The organism is Hyphobacterium sp. SN044 (assembly GCF_021864465.1).
In the GTDB taxonomy this organism is placed as follows: Bacteria; Pseudomonadota; Alphaproteobacteria; order Caulobacterales; family Maricaulaceae; genus Hyphobacterium.
Genome location: NZ_JAKKUV010000005.1, coordinates 224789 through 248586, shown reverse-complemented (window position 1 = coordinate 248586; position 23798 = coordinate 224789). Strand labels below are relative to the sequence as shown.

Genomic DNA, 23798 nt, shown 5'->3' with positions numbered 1-23798 from the left:
CTCCCGGAAATTGGGGGTGGTGCGAAAGAAAAAGCCCGGCGCGGTTGCCGGGCTTTCGGGCTTCCGCCGCTTTTCCTCCTGTCCTGATTGAGGACCATGAAGAAGAGCGAAACTGCGCCCGATATAGCGAAGCTTGCGCCCTGTGAAAAGACGCCTGACTCAGGGCACGACTACGGGACGAGCAGGATCTTGCCCGCATGGCCGCTGGAATCGATCAGCGCATGCGCCTTGGCGGCCTCCTCGAGCGGAAACACCGCATCCGCCACGACCCGGATCTTTCCCGCTTCGATCCACGGCCAGACGGTCTTTTCTACGGCGGCAGCCAGCCGCGCCTTCTCCGCCAGCGGCCGCGCGCGCAATGTCGATCCGGTAACGGTCAGCCGCTTCAGCATGATCGGCATCATGTCGATTTCGACCCTCGACCCCTTGAGGAAGGCGATCTGCACCAGCCGGCCCCCGGTGTTCAGGCATTTCAGATTCCGGTCGGCATAGTCCCCGCCCACCATGTCGAGAACCACGTCCGCGCCGCCCGCCGCCGCGACCGCGTCGACGAAATCCGCCTCGCGGTAGTTTACAGCGATCTCCGCCCCGAGTTCCCGGCACAGCGCGCATTTCTCGTCCGACCCCGCCGTTGCGATGACGCGCGCACCGTGAGCGGCGGCCATCTGGATCGCGGTCGTGCCGATGCCGCCCGCCCCGCCATGAATCAGGAAGGTCTCGCCGGGACGAAGTGCCCCGGCTTCGAACACATTCGCCCAGACGGTGAAAACCGTCTCCGGCAATCCCGCAGCATCGCGCAGCGACACCCCGGCCGGCTTCGGCAGGACAGAGCCCTGGTGCGCGATCGCGATTTCCGCGTAACCGCCACCGGGCAGAAGCGCGCACACCTCGTCACCGGTTTTCCAGCGCGTCACGTCGGGCCCCACCGCGTCGACCGTGCCGGAAACCTCCAGTCCCAGCACGTCGCTGGCCCCTTTCGGGGGTGGATAGACTCCCATGCGCTGAAAGGTGTCGGGCTTGTTCACGCCCGCCGCGGCAACGCGAATACGCACGTCTTCCGGCCCGGGTTCACACACCTCGCGCCTTTCGAGGACAAGCGCTTCGGGACCGCCCGGCTGCGGCGCGGTGATCGCGCGAAACATTCCGTGCTCGGACATTACCGGACTCCCTGCAGGCGCGCGGGGCGACATGCCCCTTCGATTGCGCTAATCTATCCGTGGACGTTCGGTCTTGTCAGGGGAGGCATGTGCGATGTTCGATGAGGGGGACCTGCCATTGCGCACGGGCCGTACCATCATCACACCGGGCGAGGATCTGAGCGAATTTTCCGTCGAGGGTCTGAAGGAACGCGTCGAGCTGTTGAACAGCGAGATCGCGCGCGCCGAGGCCATGATCCAGTCCAAGACCGCCGGGCGCGCTGCCGCTGAATCCGTTTTCAGGAAGTCGTGACGATGGCCCGGCGCTTGCACAACTTTCCGCTGTCCCGACTGAAGCTGTGTAGAGTAATGGCGTCCCGATGACCGATATGATTGCCACGCCCGGTAATGCCGCCGCCACGCCCGCGACCCGGGTTGCCGATTTCGTCGCCTCGGAAATGTTCGCCAAGTTGTTCCACGAAGGCATGGACCTGGTCGAGCGCACCGCTGCCTATCTCGACGGGCCGGGCCGTGATGACTCCCGCGCACTCGACCGGGCCGGCGCGCTCGCCTATGCCGCGGAAAGCATGAAGCTGACGACGCGCCTGATGCAGGCCGCCTCCTGGCTGCTGGTCCAGCGCCAGGTCGCGGAGGGCGAGATGAGCGCCGATGAGGCGATGGGCGAACGCTATCGCCTGCCCCCCGATTCGATCGAGGATCCGCACTGGCCGGAGAATGGCGAGACCGCCCCGGTCGAACTGGCCGATCTGGCCGCCCTGTCCCGGACGCTCTATGCCCGCCTGAAGCGCATTGACGAAAATCTCTTCGCCGGCGAACCGCCGCAGGCCTCGGTCAATGGCGTCGGCGCGCAGATGGACCGGTTGCGGTCCGCCTTCGGAAACTAGCTTTCAGCCCCGGGCACAAATGAAAACGGCGCCCCATCGGGGCGCCGTTCGTGTTTCCGGCACTGGCCTGATGGATCAGGCGAAGCCCTTGAACTTGTCCTTGAAGCGCGAAACGCGGCCACCGCGGTCGACCAGCTGCGTGTTGCCGCCGGTCCAGGCCGGGTGCGTCTTCGGATCAATATCGAGATTGATCGTGTCGCCTTCCTTGCCGTAGGTCGAGCGCGTCTGGAAACTCGTGCCGTCCGTCATCACCACATTGATGGTGTGATAGTCCGGGTGAATGTCTTTTCTCATTGGTCGCGCTCCAAACCTGTCGGACCCGGCGGGGCCGGGCAATCGAGCGGCGGCTTATAACGGAAGCTTTCAAACCCGGCAAGCGGTGCGGCGCGAAAGAGTCAGCGCGGCTTCGCGCTGCCCCAATAGGTGAAGCCGGCAAACTTCGGCGAGCGCGGCAGATACATCGTCTCGACGCGGTCGAAGGCGAATCCGCCCGCCTCGATCAGCCGGTCGATCGGCCGCGTCAGATGGCAGCCGCCGGCGATCGGCTTCCACACCGGTTCGATCCGTCTCTGCCATGTCGCGACGCCTTCATCGGGTGCGAGGCCGTGCTCGGAGAAGAGGAGGCGGCCGCCGGGTTTCAGCACCCGGCGCATCTCGCCCATCGCCCTTTGCCAGTCCGGAATGGTGCACAGCGTATAGGTCAGGACGACCGTATCGACGCTGGCATCCTCCAGCGGCACAGTCTCGCCCGGCAGGTCCAGCGTCTCCACCGGAACCGGGCTGGCGGCAATGGCCTTCGCCGCCTTGCGGCGCATGCCCTCGGAGGGTTCCAGCCCGTAGACCAGACTGACCTTGGACGGATCGTAGAATTCCAGATTCGGCCCGGCCCCCATGCCGACTTCCAGCACCACGCCTTCGGCGGCCGGCACGACCTTTTCGCGTTGCTTGCGGATCGGCTTCACGCCGCAGGCCGCGCCGATGATGTGCGGCAGGATGTGATTCTCGTAGAAGGACATGGGGTGAGAATACTCCGGAACCTGCCCTTGCGCATCGTCATCCCGACGGAAGTCGGGATCCAGTGCAATCGAAAATCTGGATTCCGGCTTGCGCGGGAATGACGACAGCTAGTCCCGTCCCGGGAAACTCTCCACGAATTCGATGCGGATGTCGGGAAAGCTTTCCACGAATTCGATGGTGAAGTCCGGGAAGCTTTCGACGAATTCCCACTCCCCGCAATCATCGGGAAAACTCGACACGGTTTTCACCCGCAGGTCGGGAAAGCTGCTGACGACCTGGACCTGGATGTCGGCGAAACTCTCGACGACCTCCACTTCGCCATAGAGCGGTATGCCGTTCCATGTGCAGTCTTCCGCGACCGGATTGTCCAGCATCGCGGCAATCAGGATGGATTCGATGATCATGGCACGCTCCTCCCCATCGGGCAGGGTGCGTTGCCGGATATGAATGGAGCATGACCCCTCCCCTTGAAGGGGAGCGGGGTGGGGTGAGCGTTCAAACCAGACACCCCCACCCCGGTCGGCTGGCTGACGCGCAGCCTCCCGGCCCTCCCCTCAAGGGGGAGGGCGAAGGAAGAGTTATCAGTCCATCGCCTTGACGATCTGCTCGGTCATCTTCTTGGCATCGCCGAGCAGCATCATCGTGTTGTCGCGGAAGAAGAGCGGGTTCTCGACCCCGGCATAACCTGACCCGAGGGAGCGCTTGATGAAGAAGACCGTCCCGGCCTTCCACACCTGCAGCACCGGCATGCCGTAGATCGGCGAGGAGGGATCGTCCTCCGCCGCCGGATTGGTCACGTCGTTCGCGCCGATCACGAAGGCGACGTCGGCATTGGAAAACTCCGAATTGATGTCCTCGAGCTCGAACACCTCGTCATAGGGGACGTTCGCTTCGGCCAGCAGGACGTTCATATGCCCCGGCATCCGCCCCGCGACCGGGTGGATCGCATAGGCGACGTCGACGCCTTCCGCCTTCATCGTGTCGGCCATTTCCTTCAGCGCGTGCTGCGCCTGCGCCACCGCCATGCCATAGCCCGGCACGATGATGACCTTGCGCGCATTCTTCAGGATGAAGGCCGCGTCGTCGGCAGAGCCCTGCTTCACCGTGCCCTGCGGGCCGTCGCCCGCCGGTCCGGCCGCCTCGCCGCCGAAGCCGCCGAGAATGACCGAGATGAAGCTGCGGTTCATGCCCTTGCACATGATGTAGCTGAGGATCGCACCGGAAGAGCCAACGAGCGCGCCGGTGACCAGAAGCGCCGTGTTTTCCAGCGTGAAGCCGAGCGCCGCCGCGGCCCAGCCCGAATAGGAGTTCAGCATCGACACGACGACCGGCATGTCCGCCCCGCCGATCGGGATGATCAGCGTCACGCCGAGCACGAAGGCGAGGATGGTCAGGATCCAGAAGGCGGCCTTCAGGTCGCCGGCTGAGGCTGACAGGAAGACGATGAAGACCGCGATCGCGATGCCGATCCCGAGATTGATCCAGTGCTGGCCTTTGAAGGTGATCGGCGCGCCGGACATGTTGCCGTTCAGCTTGGCGAAGGCGATCACCGAGCCGGAGAAGGTGATCGCGCCGATGGCCGAGCCGAGCGACAGTTCGATCAGGCTCGACAGGTGGAAATGCCCGTCCGCGCCGGTGATGCCGAAGGCGTCCGGCCGGTAGAGCGCGGCGACCGCGACCAGCACCGCCGACATACCGACGAGGCTGTGGAAGGCGGCGACCAGCTGCGGCATCGCCGTCATCTTGATCTGCCGCGCGATATAGGTACCGGCCGCCCCGCCGATGACCATGAAGATCAGGATGAGGCCGAACGCCCCGAAGCCCAGATCGACGGCGAGGAAGGACGTGATGATGGCGATGGCCATGCCGGCCATGCCGAAATAATTGCCCTGACGTGCGGTTTCGGGATTGGACAATCCGCGCAGCGCCAGGATGAAGAGAATGCCGGAAACCAGATAGAGCAGGGCGGCGATATTCGGGCTCATGGGTTCAGCCCTCCGCCTTCGGCGCTGGTTTCTCTTTCTTCTTGTACATCGCCAGCATGCGCTGGGTGACCAGGAAGCCGCCGAAGATGTTCACGCTGGCCAGCGCCACCGCGATCAGCCCCGACCATTTGGCGATGCCCGATCCCCCTTCCTGCCCGACGAGGGCCGGTGCCGCCGCGGCGATCAGAGCCCCGACGATGATCACCGAGGAAATCGCGTTGGTCACGGCCATCAGCGGCGTATGCAGCGCCGGCGTGACCGACCAGACGACGTAATATCCCACGAAGATCGCCATCACGAAGATGGCGAGACGCAGGATGAGGGGATCGACGGCTTCCATTTCAGTCCTCCGCGAATGCGGTCGTGTGGAATGCAAACTTGGGCTGACTAGAACAGCGACAGGCAGCCGGTCAGGGCGACGGCCGAAACCGCCAGGGCGGCGAGGGTCAGGATGCGCTTCATTGTGGGTCTCCTGTTTGGGTTGAGAATCAGGACTTTTTTGCGAGAAAGCGGTGGTCGCGGATCAGCAGCCAGCCGCCGAACACGATGAGAAGCGGAACGCCGGTGTAGAGGACGTAATATTCCCATCCGACCTGAACATAGTAGATGTCGTGCGGCGGCACCTCGATCGCCTGATCGAACTGCGAGCGCTGGAAATGCCAAAAGCCATTGAGTGCCAGAACGCAGGCCCCGATCAGGATTTGTGCGATTCCGACGACCAGCCTCATTTCAGCGACTCGTGGACAATCTGGCCGTCGCGCGTCAGCGTCATCGCGGCGATGACCTCGTCCTCGCGGTGCGGCGCCTTCGAGCCGTCTTCCGCGACGAGCAGCGGCAGGAGGTTGGCGAGGTTTTTCGCGTAGAGCGAGGACGCGTCCGAGGCGAGCCGCGCCGGCAGGTTCGAGAATCCGGCGACCGACACCCCGTTGTGGACGGTGATCTCGTCGGGCTTGCCGACCTCACAATTGCCGCCCATCGACGCCGCAAGGTCGATGATGACCGAACCCGGTTTCATCGCCTCGACCATCGCCTTGGTGACGAGTTTCGGCGCCGGGCGGCCGGGGATCAGGGCGGTGGTCACGACCACGTCCTGCTTGGCGATGTGAGCGGCAACGAGCTCGGCCTGCTTCGCGCGGTATTCCGCGCTCATTTCCTTGGCATAGCCGCCGGCGGTTTCCGCCGCCTTGAATTCCTCGTCCTCGACGGCGATGAATTTCGCGCCGAGCGAGGCCACCTGTTCCTTCGCCGCCGGGCGGACATCGGTCGCCGAGACCATCGCGCCGAGACGCCGCGCCGTGGCGATCGCCTGCAGGCCCGCCACGCCCGCACCCATGACGAAGACCTTGGCCGGCGCGATCGTGCCCGCCGCCGTCATCATCATCGGGAAGGCCTTGCCGAAAATGTGAGCCGCCTCGATCACCGCGCGGTAGCCGGCGAGATTGGACTGGCTCGACAGCGCGTCCATCGCCTGCGCGCGGGTGATGCGCGGTACGAATTCCATGGCCAGCGCCTCGACCCCGGCAGCGGCGCAGGCCTTCGCCAGCGCCGTATTGCCGTGCGGCTCCATCTGCGCGACCAGCAACGCGCCCCTGGGCAGTTTGGCGATCGTGGCATCGTCCGGCGCGCGCACCGCGAAGATGGCGTCCGCGTCTTTCAGAACGGTCGCGGCAGTACCCATCGTCGCGCCGGCGGCCTCGAAGGCGCTGTCGGGGATGCTGGCCGTGTCGCCGGCGCCTTTTTCGATGGAAACGGAATGCCCGCCGCCGACGAATTTCTTCACCGTCTCGGGCGTGGCCGCGACACGGGTTTCGCCTGCGCGGCGTTCCTTGAGGACTGCGATCTTCATTCGATTCCCGCCGGTGCTCCCTCAACCTGCGGGAACACTGGGATAATTCGCGGGAATGGGGAAGGGGGTCAGCTAAAAAGGCTGATGATGAAGCCGAGCACGAAGGTCGTGATGGTGAGGCCGACGATGGTGGCGTACCAGCCCGCCTTCATCTTCAGGGCCAGGCCCATCACGATGCCGACGATGGCGGAGATGATCGTGGCGACCATCCAGCCCATGCCCGTTGCGAAAGTCAGCGACAGCCACAGCACGATGACGGCGGTGAAGCCGCCGAACCAGACCGACATGCCCATGAAGCTGGAGAAAGTCTCCTGCTGCTCGGCAATGTCCATGTCGCCGCGGTTGTATTCGCTCGCCATTTGATCTGCTCCCCATGGGCTCGAACTGGTCGAAGGCGGGATTATCACGCGTTTCACGGCCCGCCAAGCACGGAAGGAAGACGCCCGTGCATGACAGCTGTCACCCGCTTCGGGTGACGCCGGTTTCTGCCGCTGGCGCGCGATCGCGGTGATCCTCGCCTCCACTCGGAAATGGAGGCAAACATGCTCATCTCGAAAGAAGACCTGCTCGCCGAACGCCGGCGCTATTACGTCGCCGCGCGCGGCGGAATTTCACTCCCTGTCGCCGGGGCCGTGTACTGGACGGTATTGGGCGTGCTCGCGGCGACAAACGCGGTCGAGAACTGGGGGCTGACGGCGGCCATGCTGTCGGGCTTCATCTTCCCGCTGGGCCTGCTGCTGCAATATCCGCTGAAGGCAAAATTCATGGGCGTGAAATCGCCCCTGTCCGGTGTCGCCATGTGGGCGATCGTGGCGATCAACTTCCTCTGGCCGATCCATTTCGTGGTGATCTCGTTCGTCCCGGAGGCCGCACCGCTCACCCTCGCCATCGGCATGACGCTGCATTGGCCGATCATCGGCTGGTCCTATGCCAGCCGCGTCTGCTACGCCCACGCCATCGCCCGCATCGCGGTCGTGACGGCCATCTGGTATGGCTTTCCCGAATGGCGCTACACCGGACTCTCCTTCGCCGTGGCCGGCCTCTACCTGATGGCGGCGGCGGGAATGGCCCTGGAAGTGGCGTGGACGCGCCGCCGTCTTCACCGGGAGGGTCGCCTTGACGGACCGGGTTTCGCAAATGCCGTCCCGGCCTGAAACCGGGGGCAGACGGGCGGCGCTCCTGTCGCCCGACGGCCCCTGGCTGCCGCTGGTCTATCTCGGCTTCTTCTTCGCGGGCTGGGCCTGGCGCCCGCCCGCCCCGGAGGAGGCCCTGTGGTCGCTTGGCGGGGTCGCCGTCTTCCTCGGTGTCTATGTCTACACCGTCCGCCGCGGCGGCTGGGCGCTGATCCCCGGGGCGGTGTTGGCCGCAACGATCGGCTTCGCCCTGATCCCGTGGAATCTCGGCGGCTTCGTCTTCCTCGCCTTCGCCGGGGCGATGCTCGCCCGCATGCCGCACTCGATTTTCAGGACACTGCTGCTGGCGGTCCTGGCCGCTGCAATCGTCGGTGCCGGTCTCTACTGGTCCGTCGCGTGGTGGCTGATCGCCGCCGTGCTCGCCGTCACGGCCATGGCGACCGCCGGGTCGGCCTGGGGGGTGATCCGGCACCAGCGTGACCGTGAGGCAGCGGCTCGCCATGCGCGGATCGAGGTCGAGGCGACCGAAGCCGAACGCCAGCGCATCGCCCGCGACCTGCACGATCTTCTGGGGCACACCCTGACGCTGGTCACGCTGAAGGCCGACCTTGCCGCCAAGCTGATCGACCGCGATCCGGCGGCGGCGCGCAGGGAACTGGCCGACCTGTCCACCGCCTCCCGTCAGGCGCTCGCCGAAGTCCGCGAGGCAGTGACCGGCCTGCGTCACCGTCCGCTCAGCGACGCGCTGCAATCGGCGAAGGCCGCGCTCGAGGCCGCCGGGCTGGAGGTCGAACTCGACATCGTCGAGCCCTTCCCTGAAGGACAGACCGCAACCGTCTTTGCGATGGCCGTGCGCGAATGCGCGACCAACATTCTGCGCCACGCCCATGCCAGCAAGGTGCGGATCGTATTCGTCGCCAAGGACGGTCTCTACAAGCTCGACATCATGGATGACGGGCGCGGCGGCGCCGCGATCGGGCAGGGCGGATTGCGCGGCATCCTCGACCGGGCCCAGCCCATGGGCGGCTTCATCTGCGTCGAGAACGCGTTCCGGGGCTCCCACATTTCGATGATACTGCCGCGCGAGGAGGGCGAGGCATGACCAGAATCGTCATCGCCGAGGACCAGGGCCTGTTGCGCGGCGCGCTGGCCAGCCTCCTGCGGATGGAGGACGGAATCGAGATCGCAGGCGAGGCGTCCGACGGGCGCGAGGCCTGGAACATGATCCGCCGCGATCCGCCGGATGTGCTCGTCACCGATATCGAGATGCCGGGCATGACGGGGCTGGAACTGGCCGCCGCAATAAAGCGCGACGGCCTGAAGGTCCGGGTGCTGATCGTCACCACCTGGGCCCGGCCAGGCTATCTGCGCCGCGCGCTCGAAGCTGGCGTCTCCGGCTATCTTCTGAAGGACACACCGGCCGAGGCGCTGGCCGCCGCCATCCGCGCCGTGGCAGCCGGTGAGCGCGTGATCGCGCCTGATCTCGCCGCCATGGCGTGGGAGGAAGCCGACCCGCTCAGCGATACCGAGCGGCGGCTTCTGCGGCTGGCTGAAGCCGGGCTCGACAGTCCGGCCATCGCCGACGCGACCGGGCTCGCGCGCGGGACAGTGCGCAATTATCTGCACGAGGCGATCTCGAAACTCGGCGCGTCCAACCGGATCGAGGCGGCGCGCCTCGCCCGCGCCAAGGGGTGGCTCTAGTCCTGACCCCAGCCGCTCGCGAACAGGGCGTCGAGGGCGGTGCATACGGCCAGCGGCTGGTCGAGGATGAGGTGGTGTTCCGCTTCCGGGATCGACACCATCGGCGCGTCCTTGAACACGGCTTTCATGAAGCCCCAGACCTCGTCGGTGACAAGCTCGGACTGTGCGCCGCGGAAGAAGGCGACGGGGCAGGCGATGGCCTTCATCATCTCCATCGGATCGCGGCGGGTATGGACCAGCTTCTGCCACAGCGCGGGATCGAACTTCCACGTCCAGCCGCCATCCACGGCCTTCAGGGATTCCCGCGCGATATGGTCAAGCAGCCAGTCATTGTCGCACGGCTGGTTCGGGAGCAGGCGGAAACGCAGCAGCGCGTCCTCGAACCGGTCATAGACCTTGCCGCCACGGCGCGGCGCGGGTGAGCTGCGCTGCTCATCCGGCGGCTTGATCGGCGAGTCGAGGATCACAGCGCCTTTCAGGTCAGCGCCATAGGTCATGGTCGCGACCATCGACACGAAGCCGCCGAAGGAATGCCCGGCGATGAAAGGCTTGCCGTTGTCGAACGCGCCGCCGTCATGGCCCGCCGTGCGGACCTCCTCGGCATAGAGTTCCATGCGGTATTCGTCGCGCCAGTCGCTGTCGCCCATGCCGGTCAGGTCGACCGCGACCACGCGCCGCCGCCGTCCGAGATGCGGCCCGAGCGCGTCCCACCACTGCTTGTGGGCGACACCGCCATGAATGAGGATCAGGCCCGGCTTGCCGCGCTTGCCCCAGGCTTTCCAGCTGATCGAGGCGTCCTTGACGGTCGAGACACCGCTTTCGAACGGCTCCGTCAGGGCGCGGGTGAACCAGTCCGGCGTTTCGGGCTTCTCGCCTTCATATCGGGCGAGCGGTGCAGTGGGGAGTTCCCGTTTGGGAGCGGCGCTGTCGGTCATCGCTTTCGGCTAGACCCGATTGTGCAGCGCGTCAATTGCATGCGCCTGAGCGTCCGTCATGCGCGAATGATGCGTCATACCGGCGGGGTGACCAGGAATTGCGGCACGCTGATCGCGAACAGATTGTTGAGCGCGTGCAGCAGCACGGCCCCCCAAAGCCGTCCCGAAAGAATGCGCGTGATTCCCGCCGTGAAGCCGAGGACGGCCGTATAGGCGACCGAAGCCGGGCCGGCGAAAACGTGCAGCAGGCCAAAGGCGAGGGAGGACACGATCAGTGCGCCGATCCAGCCCATCCCGCGCTGTTTGAGGGCGGGCAGCATCCATCCGCGGAAGATCAGTTCCTCAATGACCGGACCGATGATCACGATCCCGGGCAGGGCGATCAGGAAAAGCCCGAGCCCGGCCTCGGGCGGAACGATGTTTTCGGGGGATACGGGCTGCTGGATCTGCTGCATCATCCAGGTCACGAGGCTGCCGCCGGCATAGATCGTCACGATCAGCATCAGGAGGCCGAAGCCGGTTTCCCGCCACCAGCTTCGCGCGCGGAAGTCCATCACGGCGCTGGCCATGCCCCGCCGGCTTGACCAGCTCCAGAAGAAGATCAGCAGCGCCAGATTGGCGACCGCGATCATCGGGTGGAGATACCACATCAGGTCTTCGCCGCCCGTGTCGGCCACCATGCCCATTCCGACCTGGAAGCCATAGATCAGGCCCGCGACGAGGCCGCCGAACATGCCGAAGCCGAGGATCATCGCCGGCCAGATGAAGAACCAGATGGCCGGACGGCCGACCCGTTCCTGCCGCACTTCCGGCACGCGCGCGAACAGATCGGAACTGCGGAACCGCCAGGCTCGCGGTTTGCTCGGGGCGGCGGAAGGGGCGGGTGGCCAGTCGGGTGTCGCGTCCATGACCGGAAGCGTCCTTCCTGCCCGCCATCCGGTCAAGCAAAGCTTATGCTTAACGCGAAGCTACCCGCGTCTTAGCGCGAATTTTACTGCTCCTGTCCCATAACGCTCCACGGATGGCGCACCCCACCGATCCCGATGAGGGAGGGTGGCGAGGTCAAAAGGCCCGGTGCGATAGCGACCGAAAAGGGCGTGGGTGATGGCTAGGACTGTTCTGATCGTCGACGACGATCCGACTCAACGCCGCCTACTTCAGGCGGTTCTCGAAAAGCAGGGCTATTCGGCGGAATGCGCCGAGAGCGGCGAACAGGCGCTGCAGCGGGTCGGCCGCGGCGGCGTCGATGCGATGCTGCTCGATCTCGTCATGCCGGGCATGGACGGGATGGAGGTCCTGCAGACCCTGCGCGAGCAGGGCAGCGACCTGCCGGTCATCGTCCTCACCGCCCATGGCGGCATCGAGACGGTGGTGACGGCGATGCGCGCGGGTGCCCTCGACTTCTTCGTGAAGCCGGCCAGCCCGGAACGCATCGCGGTCTCGATCCGCAATGCCTTCAAGGTCCAGTCGCTCGAAGGCGAGGTGCGCCGCCTCAAGAAATCCCAGGACGGTACGCTCGGCTTTGCCGACATGATCGCCGGTGCTCCGGCCATGCGCCAGGTCGTGCGCCTCGGCGAGCGCGCTGCCGTGTCGAACATTCCGATCTTGATCACCGGCGAAAGCGGTGTCGGCAAGGAACTCGTCGCGCGCGCCATCCAGGCCGCCAGTGACCGGGCCGGCAAGCCCTTCGTCGCGGTGAACTGCGGCGCCATTCCGGAAAACCTGGTGGAATCGACCCTCTTCGGTCACGAGAAGGGCAGCTTCACCGGCGCCATCGGCAAGCATATGGGCAAGTTCCAGGAAGCCGATGGCGGCACGCTTTTCCTCGACGAGATCGGCGAATTGCCGCTCGACATGCAGGTCAAGCTGCTGCGCGCGCTGCAGGAAGGCGAAGTCGATCCGGTCGGGTCGAAGCGTCCGGTGAAGGTCAATGTGCGGATCATCTCCGCCACGAACCGCGATCTCGCCGAACAGGTGCGCGAAGGTGCGTTCCGCGAGGACCTCTTCTACCGCCTCAACGTCTTCCCGATCGAGGTGCCGTCGCTGCGCGTGCGCAAGGACGACATCCCGGCGCTCGTCCGCCATTTCATCCAGCGCTTCAATGCGCAGGAAAACCGCTCCATCCAGGATGCGACCGGCGAGACGATGGCAATGCTGACCGCCTTCGACTGGCCGGGCAATGTCCGCCAGCTGGAAAACGCCGTCTTCCGCGCCGTGGTCCTCAGCGAGGGCGACCACCTCAAGCCCGAGGACTTCCCGCAGATTTCCGGCCGCAGCGCCGACCTGACGGAAAGCGCCCCGCCGCCGCATGCCTATCCGGACCCGGCCACCGCCGCACCGGAACCGGCAGCGAACGACATGGCTGGCGTCACGATCGTCGATGGCGGCGGTCATCTGCGCAGCCTCGAAGCGATCGAACGCGACCTCATCCAGTTCGCGATCGAGACCTATGCCGGCCGCATGTCGGAAGTGGCCCGCCGTCTCGGCCTTGGCCGTTCGACCCTTTACCGCAAGGTCCGCGAGTACGAACTCGACGTCGACGAGGCCCGGACCGCGTAACGCTGTCTCCGAAAGAAGATCGGACACCTCTGCCCCGCCACAACCGTGGCGGGGTTCTTTTTATCCGGATACCGGCCACACCAGTTCGAACCGCTCGAACACGGCGTCGAGGTCGCGCGAATACGTGAATCCGTGCCGCGCGGCCTCGCGCCGCCAATAGGCTTCGTGGGCGTCGAGCCACCAGTCGAAGGAGCGATCGCCCTCGCCCTCGTCCCAGGCGAATTGCGCATCGGCCTCGCGGACCGGCTTGACCTCCACCGAGGTCGTGCGGATCACGGCGCGCGGCCGCTTCGCCCCGTCATGGATGACCCACAGATCGCCGGGCTTCGGCAGGCCATCGGGGTCATTCTCGTACCAGCGCGCCAGGGCACAGGTCGCGCGCTTGGGTCCGTGAAGCACCAGCTCTAGCAATTCGTCCATCAGTTCGGGACTGTCTCCGAAACCGTCATACCCGCGCGGCGTGCCGGGAAGGCCGGTCTGCGCGAAGAAGGCGAGGGCTTCGGGTGGGAGGTTACTCATCGGTCTTGCCGCCTTTCACGACGTGCAGCCGCGGCGGATGCGCCGGACGCGGGGCGTCCTCGCGGATCTCCGGCACCTGTGTCTCCGGCATGTCGTCATTGATGTCGCGCACGCGCGGTGTGGGACGATCGGTCTTCGGCTTGAAGCTGGAACGCTTGAAACCGCCTTCCGGCTTCGGCTTGAACCCCGACCCGCGCGACATCGGCTTGCGCGTCTTGCCCGCAGCCTTCTTCTCGATCTCGCGGAGTTTCAGCGACTGCTTGCCGGAGAGGGCCTCGTCGAGTTGCCCCTTCTCCGGGTCGTTGAAGGCCGAGCCGAACGTGTTGAGCCGGTCTTCCACCGAGGCGACGAATTCGTCTTCCCACTCGGACAGCTTGGCGTCCTCGCCCGCCGCCTCGGCCTTGGCCTTGGCGCGGGCGAGCCGCCTCAGGGCGCGCTTCGTCTTCTTCTCGTCGACCTCACGCGGCAAATGGCGGGCGCCTCCTAGCCCTCGACCGCGCCGAGATAGAGTTCCAGAAGCGCTTCGGCTTCCTGGCGCTCATTGCGGTCGATCTTTCTCAGGCGGATGACCTGGCGAAGGATTTTCGTGTCGAAGCCCATCGATTTGGCCTCGGCATAGACTTCCTTCATGTCGTCCATCACCGCCTTCTTGTCCTCTTCCAGCCGCTCGATGCGCGAGACGAAGGCCTTCAGATGGTCGCGGGCGACACCGCCAATGGCATCGGATTCATCGGTAACGGTCGCGGTCGCGGCGGCATCGGCCATGTCGGGCTCCATTTCAGGGCGGTCAAGGACGTTTCGGGGTCCGGCAAGCTAGGCCCGCGGGGCGGAATCCTCAAGCGGTCAGGAAGGCTCTTTCCACCGCCCAGTACAGTGCCGTCAGCGCGATCAGCGCGGAGACCGGGATCACCACGAAGCGCCGGTACCAGCCCTTTTCCCGGAACCAGACAGTCAGCACGAACGCGCCGGCAAGCACGGCCAGCTGTCCCAGCTCCACCCCGACATTGAACGCCAGCAGGGCCGGGACGGTCTGTCCCGCCGGCAGGCCGAGGCTGGACAAGACGCCGGCAAAGCCGAGGCCGTGCAAGAGGCCGAAGCCGAAGACCAGCGCCGGGCGCCAGGGCGCGGGCTCGGTGCGGAACAGGTTTTCCGCCGCCGCATAGGCGATCGACACCGCGATCAGGGTCTCCACCAGACGTTCGGGCACATCGATCAGGCCAAGGGCGGCCAGCGCCAGCGTTAGCGTGTGCGCGGCAGTGAAGGCGGTGATCTGCCAGACCAGCGGCCGGACGTGCCGCGACGAGAAATAGAGCGCGAGGATGAAAAGGACGTGGTCCAGCCCGTGCGGGAGGATGTGCGTCACCCCCCACCAGAGATACGTCCCAAGCAGATCCATCGTCAGTCGAGGTCGCCGTCCGCCACCGCGTCGATCGCGGCACGCACCCGGTCGCCCGCATAGTGGTGCAGCATATGCCCCCAGGCTTCATCGGTGATCAGCCGCGCATTCGGCATCGTTTCGACCACGCGCCCCGAATGCATGTGGGTGTAGACCACCTCGTCATTCGGGCCGGCAAGGATCATGGTCGGCAGCGCGATCTCGTCATAGCGGCCTTCCTGCGCGGCCAAATGCTCGTTCACCGGCGCCATGTCGGCAGCATTGGCCTTGAAGACGGACGGGTTGAACAGCCGGTTGATCCGCACCGTTTCGGCGTAGTCTTCAGGAACGGGTTGCGGCGAGAAGGTGGTTTCCAGCCCGCTGCCGATCTGGCGCGGCCCGAGAATCGGCACGAAGACCCGCGTGATCAGCGGACCGACGAGCGGAATGCGCGAGGCGCGGTTGTACCAGGCGGCTTCGCCCACATCGCTGCGCAGCGCCGGCGCGATCAGCACAAGGCCGGTCAGGGCGTCGCCATGGTCGATGGCCAGGCGCATCGTGATCGCCCCGCCCCAGCTATGGCCCACGACGACCGGATCCTCGATCTCCAGTTCGATCATCAGTTCGCGGATCAGCGCGGCTTCGCGTTCCGGCGTCCAGCGCCCGTCAGGCCGCTCGCTCCATCCCAGACCCGGGCGGTCGATATAGATGGCGCGATAGCCCTCGAGATGCCGGGACAGGGCGACGCGCATGTCTTCGGCATTCGACGACGCGCCGTGGATCAGGAGGACGGCGGGACCGCTGCCTTCCTCGACATAGCGGATGCTTGCGCCGTCGATCTCGACATACGCGCCGGGCGGCGCGGGAATTTCGGCACTGGCGCCGGAGGACAGCGCAAGGGTTGTGAGCGTCGCCATGAAGGTAAGAAGCCTCATTTCGGGCTAGAGCGTCCGGCCGCGCATGCGGGCCCGGATCCGGGCGGCATTCTGCTCGGCGAGCTCGTAGGCGGGATAGATTTCCAGCGCCTGTTCATAGGCTTCGAGCGCGGCTTCGGGCCGGTTCGCCTGTTCCAGCGTGCGGCCCAGCAGGTAGTAGGCGTCGAAGCGCCGGGGCTCGAGCGTCAGGGCGCGGTTGAGTGCCTGAAGCGAGAATTCCCAGTCCTGCCGCGCCTGCGCGATCTGGGCCGAGCGCAGCCAGCCTTCAGCAAACTCGGGCTCCAGCCGGTTGACGTGATCGAACATTCGGGCCGCGAGATCGGCTTCGCCGGCCATCAGCGCTTCCTCGCCGCGCTCCATCAGGAGATCGATCGTGGCGCTGTCGGCATCGGCCCACAGGGCGAGCACTTCCTGCGCGATATCGGCCGCTTCGCCTTCTTCGGCAGATTGCAGCGCTTCGAGACGGGCTTCCAGACGCTCCTCCGGTTCCAGCACCGGCTGTTGCGGGGCTTCCGGTATAGTGACGGTCTGGAGCGCGAAGGCGAGAGCAATCGAGATCATGGCTCCGGAAGATAAGCCTCTCGGCCCGGGCGTAAAGCGGCGGGCGCCTTCATGACCGCAATTTCATCGACAGCCGCCCGCCGCTTGACCTGCCCCCCGGTTTCCGGTGCACATACACCTCGCAGCCAAAGCAGGCCCGCCATGGCGTGTTGCAACGAAAACCATTGCGGTTCGAAGACGGTCGCCGACGGCCGCTACCGCATCGTCCTGTGGACGGTCCTCTTGATCAACGCGGCCATGTTCGCCGTCGAGATAGGGGCCGGGCTCGCCGCCGGTTCGGCGGCCCTGCAGGCCGACGCGCTCGATTTCTTCGCCGACGCCGCGAACTATGCCATCAGCCTGTTCGTTCTGGGCATGGCCCTGAAATGGCGCGCGCTCGCCGCGCTCATCAAGGGGGTCTCAATGGGACTTTTCGGTCTCTGGGTGATCGGCACGGTCATATGGCACGGCGTGCACGGCACGATTCCCGGCTGGGGCACGATGGGCGTCGTCGGCGCGGTCGCGCTCGCGGCCAATCTCGCCTGCCTTGGCCTCCTCTATGCCTGGCGCAATGGCGATTCCAACATGCGCTCGGTCTGGATATGCTCGCGCAATGACGTGCTCGCCAACCTGGCCGTTCTCGCCGCGGCGCTGGGCGTATTCGGAACGCAGACCGGCTGGCCCGACCTCGCCGTTGCCGCGATCATGGCCAGTCTGGCTCTTCACGGGGCGTGGACCATCATCCGGCACGCCCTGTCCGACTGGCGCAGCACTGCGCCGGGCGCACCCGTCGCGGCGGAATAGACCCCGAAACGGAAAACGCCCCGGCAAGCCGGGGCGTTTCAAAGACGTCATCGCGTCAGGTCGCGTCGGACTAGCCGGCGCGCGCCTTGTAACGCGGGTCTTTCTTGTTGATCACGAAGACCCGGCCACGGCGGCGGACCACCTGGCAATCGCGGTGGCGGTTCTTCAGCGATTTGATCGAGCTGCGCACCTTCATCGGACCGGCCCTCAAACTGTGAAAAAACCCGCATGGCTGCGGGGGAGCGGGCGATGTAGTTGAAGCACGCTGCGGTGTCAACGCCCTGCCGTCGCCTCTTCGCAGCCTTACCACACCGTTAGTTGCCCGCCCCGGAGGCGCACAATAGTTTCGCCGCCATGCGCAGTCTGATTGCCTGTCTCTCCCTGCTTGCCGCGCCGTCCATGGCGGCCGCGCAGGACATCGTCGAGGTTGATGTCGAGCTCGTGCTCGCCGTCGACATCTCCTATTCGGTCGATCTGGAGGAAGCCCGCCGCCAGCGCGAAGGCTATGTCGCCGCGCTCGCCCACCCCGACGTGATCAGCGCCATCCAGGCTGGTCCGCATGGCCGCATAGCGGTCACCTATGTGGAATGGGCCGATGCCGGCTTCCAGCGCCCCGCCGCGCCGTGGACCCTGATCTCCAGCGAAGCCGACGCCATGGCCTTTGCCGCCGTCGTCGCTGCCGCGCCGCTGGAGCGTGGCCACTATACCGCGATCGGGTCGGCGATCGCCGACGGGGTCGAGCGAATCGAGACCAACAATTTCCAGGGCATCCGCCGCCTGATCGACATTTCCGGCGACGGCCCGCAGAACCATGGCATGGACCTGGCCGAGGCGCGCGCCATCGCGAGCGCGGCCGGGATCACGGTCAACGGCCTGCCGATCATCACCGAGCGCCCGGGCCACTGGACGCGGCCGGCCGAGATCAATCTCGACGAATATTTCGACCGCAACGTGCTGACCGGGCCGGGCGCCTTCGTGCTGGCCGTGCGCGAGCCGGAAGACATTCAGATGGCCATCCTCAGGAAGATGACGCTGGAAATTGCCGGCGCGGCCCCGTCGCGCAGTGAGCTCAGCGGAATGGCCCCCTGATCCGATGATGCGTCTCGCCAGCCTTCTTTTCGCGCTTGTCTGCGCCGCCCCCGCCGCCGCCGCCCAGTGGGACGACGACTGGCTGGTGCGCGAACCGCAATTCGATGATGCCGGGCGCATGATCGTCGACGTCGAGATCGTCTTCGCGGTCGACGTGTCGTCCTCGATCGACGAGGAGGAGGCGCTGCGCCAGCGCCAGGGCCATGTCGCCGCGCTGGCTGATCCCGATGTGATCTCCGCCATCGAGGCGGGCGGCGAAGGCCGCATCGCGGTGATCTATGTCGAGTGGGCCGATGCCGGCTTCCAGCGTGTTGTTGCGCCCTGGACGGTGATAGAGGGGCCCGAAGACGCCGAGCTTTTCGCCGGTACGCTGGCCGCCGCGCCTTTCGTGTCCGGCCGCCGCACGGCGATCGGCGCGGTGATCGACACCGCGACCCAACTCCTCCAGACCAACAATTATGCCGGCCGCCGGCTGGTCATCGATATCTCTGGCGACGGGCCGCAGAATGCCGGCCCGCCCCTGACCGATGCGCGCGAGGCGGCTGACGCCGCGGGCATCACCATCAACGGCCTGCCGATCCAGTCCTCGCGGCAGGATCCCTTCCGCCCCCCTGTGAATATCGACGTGGCACGCTATTTCGAGAATCACGTGATCGTCGGCCCCGGGTCTTTCGTCATGCGCAGCGAAACCCACGAGGATTTCGTGACAGCGCTGCGCCGGAAGCTCATAGTCGAGATCGCCGGATTGTCGCCCGCTGCCCCCTGGCCTGCTGCCTTGTCGAGTGATGGATGAAACAGCTTCTCGCCGCGTGTTCCGCCCTTCTGTTTGCCGCGCCTGCGCTGGCGCAGGACGAACCCTTCTCCGAATGGCTGAATGATTTCCGCCCGCGCCTCGAGGCGCAGGGCGCCAGCCCGCAGACCGTGTCGGCCATGCTGGATGGGCTCGAACCCAATCCGCTGGTGATCGAGCGCGACCGCACCCAGCCCGAATTCGTCCGCCCCTTGTGGGAATATCTCGACATCGCGGCGTCAGACCGCCGGGTCAGTGACGGCCAGTCGGCGCTGCGCGAGAACCACGTCACCTTCCAGACCGTCGAAGCCAATCTGGGTGTGCCGCGCGAGATCGTTGCTGCGATCTGGGGTCTGGAATCCTCCTATGGCGCGATCACGGGCGATCTCGACGTCGTCCAATCGCTCGCCACGCTGGCCTGGGAAGGCCGACGCCGCCGCTGGGCCGAGGCCCAGCTCTTCGCGGTCGCTGAGATGCTCGATCGGGGCTATGCCTACCGCGATGAATTGCTCGGCTCATGGGCCGGGGCGATGGGCCAGACCCAGTTCATCCCGGAAACCTATCTCGCCCGCGCCGTCGATTTCGACGGCGACGGGCATCGCGACATCTGGACCAATTACGGTGACGCGCTCGCCTCGACCGCGAACCTCCTGTCCCGCGCGGGTTGGGCCGATGGCGTGCCACCGGCGGTGGAAGTCGTCGTGCCGGACGATTTCGACCTGTCCAACTGGAATCCCGACCAGCAGCGCATGACGGCGGAGTGGGCGATGCGCGGCATCACCCGCGCCGATGGCGAGGAATGGAATGCCGACCTCAACATGCGCGCCGCACGGCTGATCCTGCCGGCCGGCCTGCATGGTCCGGGCTTCCTGACCTATTCGAACTTCCAGGCGATCAAGCGCTACAACAATTCGACCAGCTACGCGCTGGGCGTCTGGCTCCTGTCCGAACGCCTCGCCGGGCGCGGCGAGATCCACCAGGACTGGCCGGTCGACAACCCGCCGATCACCCGCAGCCAGACCCAGGAAATGCAGGAAGCGCTCGTCGCGCTGGGCTACGATCCGGGCGTGCCGGACGGTATTTTCGGCCCGAATACCCGCGGCGCCCTGATGGCCTTCCAGCGCCAGCGCGGCCATCTCGCCGACGGCTATGCCGGCCGGCTGATGTATGACGCCGTGATCGCCGCGCGGAACGCCCAGTAGCAATCCGTTGCGTCATTCCGGCGCAAGCCGGAATCCAGATCGACGGTTTTGTGGATCCCGACTTTCGTCGGGATGGCGCTTAGCCATTTTTCTTCAGCGTCCGCCAGGCAAAGCGTGCCGGATGCAAGGTCTCGCGGCCCGCGCGTTCCAGCGGTGAGGGTTCGCCGCAGAGATCGCTGGCCAGCGCCTCGGCCAGAAGCGGGGCATGAGCAAAGCCGCGCGCGCCGAAACCGGTAAGCGCCGCCATCCGCCGCTCCATCACGTCAACTTCCTGATCCGGCGCAGGACCGCCGCGTGCCGTCTCGCCCCAGACCATGCCGTAAAGCGGGCCTGGCAGGGCTCCGGCCACGGGCAGGCGGTCTCGCGTCGCCGCGCGGGCCTCTCCCCACACCGTGTTCAGCGGGCCGAGCGCGGCGTGAATGTCGGGCACGAATTCGCGCGCCCCGGCGCGCAGTTCGGCTTCTACGTCCTCGTTTGTGCGCGCGTCGGAATAGCGTTCATGCGTCGCCCCGACGAGGATGCCGCCGGGCGCCGCCGACGCGTAGCCGCCCCAGGTGACGGGATGGGCCGGGACGGGTCCCGTCGCGTCGAACACCAACAGCCGCCCGGGATCGTCCTCCATCGGGATCTGGTATCTCGATACCAGAGGCCCCTGCCGCGCCCCGCCGCAATGCACGACCTGCGCGGCGAGCATCAGCACCTTGCCGTCCTCGCGCCTGAGGCCCCAGCCCGCGCTCGATGGTTCGAACACGGCGGCGCGGTCGTCGATCACCGGCGTGTGCCCGGCGAGCGCATGGACCAGCCGGGACGGTTCGAACCGCCCGCCGCGCGCCATCCACAGACCCGGCCAGTGCGCCCGGAAGTCGTAACCATCGCCCATCGCGCCCGCGAGGTTCTCAAGGCGCAGCACGTCGGCCTCGTCCTTCGCCATGCGCATCACGCCCTCCGGGTAGAACCCGTCGAGCCCGTCATAGAGCGACCGGGAATATTCGAACGCCGCCAGCGTCGCGCGGACATGCGGCCGGTCGGCGAATTCAAGCCGCGGCGTCAGCATGCCGGCCGGCGCGCCGGAGGCACCCGAGGCCAGCCCGCCCTCGGCGAAGATCACCGCTTCCCGGCCGCGTTGCCTCAGCGCATGGGCGAGGCTCGCCCCGGCGATCCCGCCGCCGATGATGGCGACCGGACCCTCGACCGGCGCGGTGCGGGGGAAGGGATCGGGCGCCGCCACCGCGCCGCCCTCGAAAACGGCCTCAAGCCGCTCGCGCTTGCGGCCGTGACCGGGCTTCTTCTCGACCCGGAAACCGGCGGTTTGAAGACCGCGCCGCACGGCCCCGGCCACGGTGAAAGTCGCCGCCACCGCGCCCGGCGAGGACAGGCGGGCCATCTCGCGGAACACCGCGTCCGACCACATCGCCTCATTCTTCGCCGGGGCGAAGCCGTCGAGGAACCAGGCATCGACCGAGGCTTCCATATTGGTCAGCGCGGCTTCGGCCTCGTCATGAAAGACGGTGAGGGCGAAGCGGTCGGCGTCGAAGCGGATGCGGTGCGCGCCCTTCAGGGCCGGCGGCCATTTGTCCGCGAGCTTCGTTCCAAGCTCGGCCAGTTCCGGCCAGGCGGTCAGGGCCCGGCGGGCATCATCCCGGGAAAGGGGGTGCTTCTCGACCGAGACGAGGTGCAGCCAGCCGGAGGCATGGCCCTCCCGCCGCCAGAGATCCCACAGCGCCAGCGCGTTGAGGCCCGTGCCGAAGCCCAGCTCCCCGACCGTGAAGACCGGTTTGCCGCGCCAGCGTCCGGGCAGGCCGCAGCCTTGTAGAAAGACGGCGCGGGTCTCGGCCAGCCCGTCCTCCTTGGAGAAATAGACATCGCCATAATCCGGTGCGACCGGCCCGCCCGCCTGCCAGTCGAGCGCCGGAGGATCGAGGACGAGCTTCACCATCGCCTAGCGGAAAATACCGCGCCCTTCGCGCGGTCCGACGAACAGCCAGATGATGAAGCCGATGATGGGCAGGATGAGGATCAGCGCGATCCAGGCCGCGCGCACCCAGCCGGAATAGCGCGAGCGCGCGATCTGCATGATCGCATACACGTCGAAGATCAGGACGAGCAGTCCGATCGGCCCGCCGATATGCAACTCGAACACGAGAAAAAACTCCCTCGCCGATCCTGACGAGGGAGCCTATCAGCGCATTTCAAACGCGTCAGCTTGCCGTTATGTCACGCTTCAGGCCGGCACCCATTCCTTCTCCCCTCGGGGGAGAAGGTGCCCCGCAGGGCGGTTGAGGGGTTGTCTTCAAAACCACCCGTCACCCCGGCCTCTCCCCCGAGGGGAGAGGGAGGAAAAATTTCGTTAATGCCTATGCTTCCGCCGGGATTTCCGATAGCGCGGTCTCGAGTTCCATGAAGCTGGGCTGCGACTTCGACGGAACGCCGGTCCGGCCGATCTCCACCGAGATCTGCGCCGCATTGCCGTGCAGGTGCGCAACCAGCACATTCTGGATGATGACGTAGAACATGTGTTCCTCGTCATAGACTTCCTTCAGGCGCGCCGCCATCGGGCCGACGAAACCGTAGGCCAGGAACACGCCGAGGAAGGTGCCGACCAGCGCCGCGCCGATCTTGCCGCCCAGCACGTCCGGCGGCGAGTTGATCGCGCCCATCGTCTTGATGATGCCGAGCACCGCCGCGACGATGCCGAGCGCGGGCAGGGCGTCGGCCATGGACTGCATCGCGTGCGCCGGGGTGGAGGCTTCGTGATGGTGCTTCTCCAGCTGCTTTTCCATCGCGTCCTCGACCTGGTGCGGGTCTTCGAGGTTCATCGTCATCATCCGCAGCGTGTCGCAGATGAAATCGATGGCGAAATGATCCTTCATGATGCGCGGATAGCGCTGGAAGATGCTGGAGTCGTGCGGGTTCTCGATATGGGTCTCGAGCGCGATCACGCCCTTCGTCTTCATCGTCTTGGTCAGCAGGAAGAGCAGCGAGAGCAGGTCGCGATAGTCCTGCGTCTTCCATTTCGGCCCGGAGATGATCTTGCCGAAATCACCGACCGTCTTCATCACCGTCTTGCCGGAGTTTCCGAGCAGGAAGGCGCCGACCGCCGCCCCGCCGATCATCATCAGTTCGAATGGGGCTGCGCGGATGATGATGTCGAAATGCCCGCCGGCGAGCATGAAGCCGCCGAACACCATGACGAACACGACAACAATGCCGATGATCTGAAACATGCCCGAAATCCACCCATGTCTGTTCCGGCGGCGCCTCTCTGGCGGGCACTGTCCGGTTTCGGGACGGACTATGGCGCGTTTAGCTTAATGTCCGGTGTAGCGC

Annotated in this window: 31 protein-coding genes; 10 read left to right on the top strand and 21 right to left on the bottom strand. The window is 66.1% G+C overall.

Annotation, left to right across the window (positions count from 1 at the left end; translation table 11 throughout):
- Positions 1-170: 170 nt before the first annotated feature.
- Positions 171-1157: an NAD(P)H-quinone oxidoreductase gene (locus tag L5876_RS09175; protein WP_236955983.1), complete on the bottom strand. Its 987-nt coding sequence runs from the start codon at positions 1155-1157 to the stop codon at positions 171-173.
- A gap of 94 nt (positions 1158-1251) precedes the next feature.
- On the opposite strand from L5876_RS09175, the gene L5876_RS09170 reads away from it, so the two are divergent.
- Positions 1252-1449, top strand: a complete 198-nt coding sequence (locus tag L5876_RS09170) for a DUF1192 domain-containing protein (RefSeq protein ID WP_236955982.1) — start codon at positions 1252-1254, stop codon at positions 1447-1449.
- Between the two features lie 67 nt (positions 1450-1516).
- Positions 1517-2041 (top strand): DUF1465 family protein, encoded by a 525-nt coding sequence (locus L5876_RS09165; RefSeq protein ID WP_272906925.1) that lies wholly within the window; start codon positions 1517-1519, stop codon positions 2039-2041.
- Positions 2042-2116: 75 nt separating this feature from the next.
- On the opposite strand, the gene rpmE is transcribed toward L5876_RS09165, so the two are convergent.
- The 8 genes from rpmE to L5876_RS09125 form a co-directional block, all read right to left on the bottom strand.
- On the bottom strand, positions 2117-2335 hold the full coding sequence (rpmE, locus tag L5876_RS09160; RefSeq protein ID WP_236955981.1) for a 50S ribosomal protein L31: 219 nt from the start codon (positions 2333-2335) through the stop codon (positions 2117-2119).
- 101 nt (positions 2336-2436) lie between these two features.
- Positions 2437-3057 (bottom strand): class I SAM-dependent methyltransferase, encoded by a 621-nt coding sequence (locus tag L5876_RS09155; RefSeq protein WP_236955980.1) that lies wholly within the window; start codon positions 3055-3057, stop codon positions 2437-2439.
- Positions 3058-3165: 108 nt separating this feature from the next.
- Entirely contained in the window at positions 3166-3462 is a 297-nt protein-coding gene (locus L5876_RS09150; protein WP_236955979.1) for a hypothetical protein, read from the bottom strand.
- Positions 3463-3639: 177 nt separating this feature from the next.
- Entirely contained in the window at positions 3640-5043 is a 1404-nt protein-coding gene (locus tag L5876_RS09145; RefSeq protein WP_236955977.1) for an NAD(P)(+) transhydrogenase (Re/Si-specific) subunit beta, read from the bottom strand.
- A 4-nt stretch (positions 5044-5047) separates the two neighbouring features.
- The gene (locus tag L5876_RS09140) at positions 5048-5383 is read right to left on the bottom strand and encodes a proton-translocating transhydrogenase family protein (protein WP_236955976.1); all 336 of its coding nucleotides are present in this window, start codon (positions 5381-5383) and stop codon (positions 5048-5050) included.
- A gap of 148 nt (positions 5384-5531) precedes the next feature.
- Positions 5532-5771: a hypothetical protein gene (locus tag L5876_RS09135; RefSeq protein WP_236955975.1), complete on the bottom strand. Its 240-nt coding sequence runs from the start codon at positions 5769-5771 to the stop codon at positions 5532-5534.
- Positions 5768-6889: a Re/Si-specific NAD(P)(+) transhydrogenase subunit alpha gene (locus tag L5876_RS09130; protein ID WP_236955974.1), complete on the bottom strand. Its 1122-nt coding sequence runs from the start codon at positions 6887-6889 to the stop codon at positions 5768-5770. The genes L5876_RS09135 and L5876_RS09130 overlap by 4 nt, the downstream gene beginning before the upstream one ends.
- A 68-nt stretch (positions 6890-6957) precedes the next feature.
- Positions 6958-7248, bottom strand: coding sequence for an aa3-type cytochrome c oxidase subunit IV (locus tag L5876_RS09125; RefSeq protein WP_236955973.1), 291 nt, complete (start codon positions 7246-7248; stop codon positions 6958-6960).
- 183 nt (positions 7249-7431) lie between these two features.
- On the opposite strand from L5876_RS09125, the gene L5876_RS09120 reads away from it, so the two are divergent.
- The 3 genes from L5876_RS09120 to L5876_RS09110 are packed head-to-tail and all read left to right on the top strand — an operon-like array spanning position 7432 to position 9723.
- Positions 7432-8043, top strand: a complete 612-nt coding sequence (locus L5876_RS09120; RefSeq protein WP_236955972.1) for a hypothetical protein — start codon at positions 7432-7434, stop codon at positions 8041-8043.
- Positions 8006-9124 carry a sensor histidine kinase gene (locus L5876_RS09115; RefSeq protein WP_236955971.1) on the top strand — a complete coding sequence of 373 codons (1119 nt, stop codon included), beginning with the start codon at positions 8006-8008 and terminating at the stop codon, positions 9122-9124. Before L5876_RS09120 ends, L5876_RS09115 begins: the two co-directional genes overlap by 38 nt.
- Positions 9121-9723, top strand: coding sequence for a DNA-binding response regulator (locus L5876_RS09110; RefSeq protein WP_236955970.1), 603 nt, complete (start codon positions 9121-9123; stop codon positions 9721-9723). Before L5876_RS09115 ends, L5876_RS09110 begins: the two co-directional genes overlap by 4 nt.
- Here L5876_RS09110 and L5876_RS09105 read toward each other — a convergent pair.
- Together L5876_RS09105 and L5876_RS09100 are read right to left on the bottom strand one after the other, a co-directional pair.
- Complete coding sequence (locus L5876_RS09105; protein WP_236955969.1) at positions 9720-10658, bottom strand: alpha/beta fold hydrolase; 939 nt, start codon at positions 10656-10658, stop codon at positions 9720-9722. The genes L5876_RS09110 and L5876_RS09105 overlap by 4 nt on opposite strands.
- Before the next feature lie 74 nt (positions 10659-10732).
- Positions 10733-11566 (bottom strand): CPBP family intramembrane glutamic endopeptidase, encoded by an 834-nt coding sequence (locus L5876_RS09100; RefSeq protein WP_236955968.1) that lies wholly within the window; start codon positions 11564-11566, stop codon positions 10733-10735.
- Positions 11567-11762: 196 nt separating this feature from the next.
- Between L5876_RS09100 and L5876_RS09095 the strand changes: the two genes are divergently transcribed.
- A complete protein-coding gene (locus tag L5876_RS09095) occupies positions 11763-13217 on the top strand; it encodes a sigma-54 dependent transcriptional regulator (protein WP_236955967.1) in 1455 nt (484 codons plus the stop codon).
- A gap of 60 nt (positions 13218-13277) precedes the next feature.
- On the opposite strand, the gene L5876_RS09090 is transcribed toward L5876_RS09095, so the two are convergent.
- From L5876_RS09090 to L5876_RS09065, 6 genes are all read right to left on the bottom strand, one after another.
- Complete coding sequence (locus tag L5876_RS09090) at positions 13278-13736, bottom strand: ASCH domain-containing protein (RefSeq protein WP_236955966.1); 459 nt, start codon at positions 13734-13736, stop codon at positions 13278-13280.
- Positions 13729-14205, bottom strand: coding sequence for a hypothetical protein (locus L5876_RS09085; RefSeq protein WP_236955965.1), 477 nt, complete (start codon positions 14203-14205; stop codon positions 13729-13731). Before L5876_RS09085 ends, L5876_RS09090 begins: the two co-directional genes overlap by 8 nt.
- 14 nt (positions 14206-14219) lie before the next feature.
- The gene (locus L5876_RS09080; protein WP_052289563.1) at positions 14220-14501 is read right to left on the bottom strand and encodes a DUF2312 domain-containing protein; all 282 of its coding nucleotides are present in this window, start codon (positions 14499-14501) and stop codon (positions 14220-14222) included.
- Between the two features lie 70 nt (positions 14502-14571).
- On the bottom strand, positions 14572-15132 hold the full coding sequence (locus L5876_RS09075) for a HupE/UreJ family protein (RefSeq protein WP_236955963.1): 561 nt from the start codon (positions 15130-15132) through the stop codon (positions 14572-14574).
- 2 nt (positions 15133-15134) lie between these two features.
- On the bottom strand, positions 15135-16028 hold the full coding sequence (locus L5876_RS09070; protein WP_236955961.1) for an alpha/beta fold hydrolase: 894 nt from the start codon (positions 16026-16028) through the stop codon (positions 15135-15137).
- 24 nt (positions 16029-16052) lie between these two features.
- Entirely contained in the window at positions 16053-16607 is a 555-nt protein-coding gene (locus L5876_RS09065) for a tetratricopeptide repeat protein (protein WP_236955959.1), read from the bottom strand.
- A gap of 141 nt (positions 16608-16748) precedes the next feature.
- Between L5876_RS09065 and L5876_RS09060 the strand changes: the two genes are divergently transcribed.
- Entirely contained in the window at positions 16749-17390 is a 642-nt protein-coding gene (locus tag L5876_RS09060) for a cation transporter (protein WP_236955957.1), read from the top strand.
- A 70-nt stretch (positions 17391-17460) separates the two neighbouring features.
- Here L5876_RS09060 and ykgO read toward each other — a convergent pair whose 3' ends face one another.
- Complete coding sequence (ykgO, locus tag L5876_RS09055; RefSeq protein ID WP_236955956.1) at positions 17461-17586, bottom strand: type B 50S ribosomal protein L36; 126 nt, start codon at positions 17584-17586, stop codon at positions 17461-17463.
- A gap of 158 nt (positions 17587-17744) precedes the next feature.
- Between ykgO and L5876_RS09050 the strand changes: the two genes are divergently transcribed.
- From L5876_RS09050 to L5876_RS09040, 3 genes are read left to right on the top strand one after another with little or no spacing between them, the layout of a single operon-like run.
- On the top strand, positions 17745-18479 hold the full coding sequence (locus L5876_RS09050) for a DUF1194 domain-containing protein (RefSeq protein WP_236955954.1): 735 nt from the start codon (positions 17745-17747) through the stop codon (positions 18477-18479).
- 4 nt (positions 18480-18483) lie between these two features.
- Entirely contained in the window at positions 18484-19272 is a 789-nt protein-coding gene (locus L5876_RS09045) for a DUF1194 domain-containing protein (RefSeq protein ID WP_236955952.1), read from the top strand.
- On the top strand, positions 19269-20471 hold the full coding sequence (locus L5876_RS09040; RefSeq protein WP_236955950.1) for a lytic murein transglycosylase: 1203 nt from the start codon (positions 19269-19271) through the stop codon (positions 20469-20471). Before L5876_RS09045 ends, L5876_RS09040 begins: the two co-directional genes overlap by 4 nt.
- A 79-nt stretch (positions 20472-20550) precedes the next feature.
- Here L5876_RS09040 and mnmD read toward each other — a convergent pair whose 3' ends face one another.
- From mnmD to motA, 3 genes are all read right to left on the bottom strand, one after another.
- Complete coding sequence (gene mnmD / locus L5876_RS09035; protein WP_236955948.1) at positions 20551-22407, bottom strand: tRNA (5-methylaminomethyl-2-thiouridine)(34)-methyltransferase MnmD; 1857 nt, start codon at positions 22405-22407, stop codon at positions 20551-20553.
- Positions 22408-22410: 3 nt separating this feature from the next.
- Positions 22411-22611 carry a PLDc N-terminal domain-containing protein gene (locus L5876_RS09030; protein WP_236955946.1) on the bottom strand — a complete coding sequence of 67 codons (201 nt, stop codon included), beginning with the start codon at positions 22609-22611 and terminating at the stop codon, positions 22411-22413.
- A 214-nt stretch (positions 22612-22825) separates the two neighbouring features.
- Complete coding sequence (motA, locus tag L5876_RS09025; RefSeq protein WP_236955944.1) at positions 22826-23695, bottom strand: flagellar motor stator protein MotA; 870 nt, start codon at positions 23693-23695, stop codon at positions 22826-22828.
- Positions 23696-23798 lie beyond the last annotated feature (103 nt).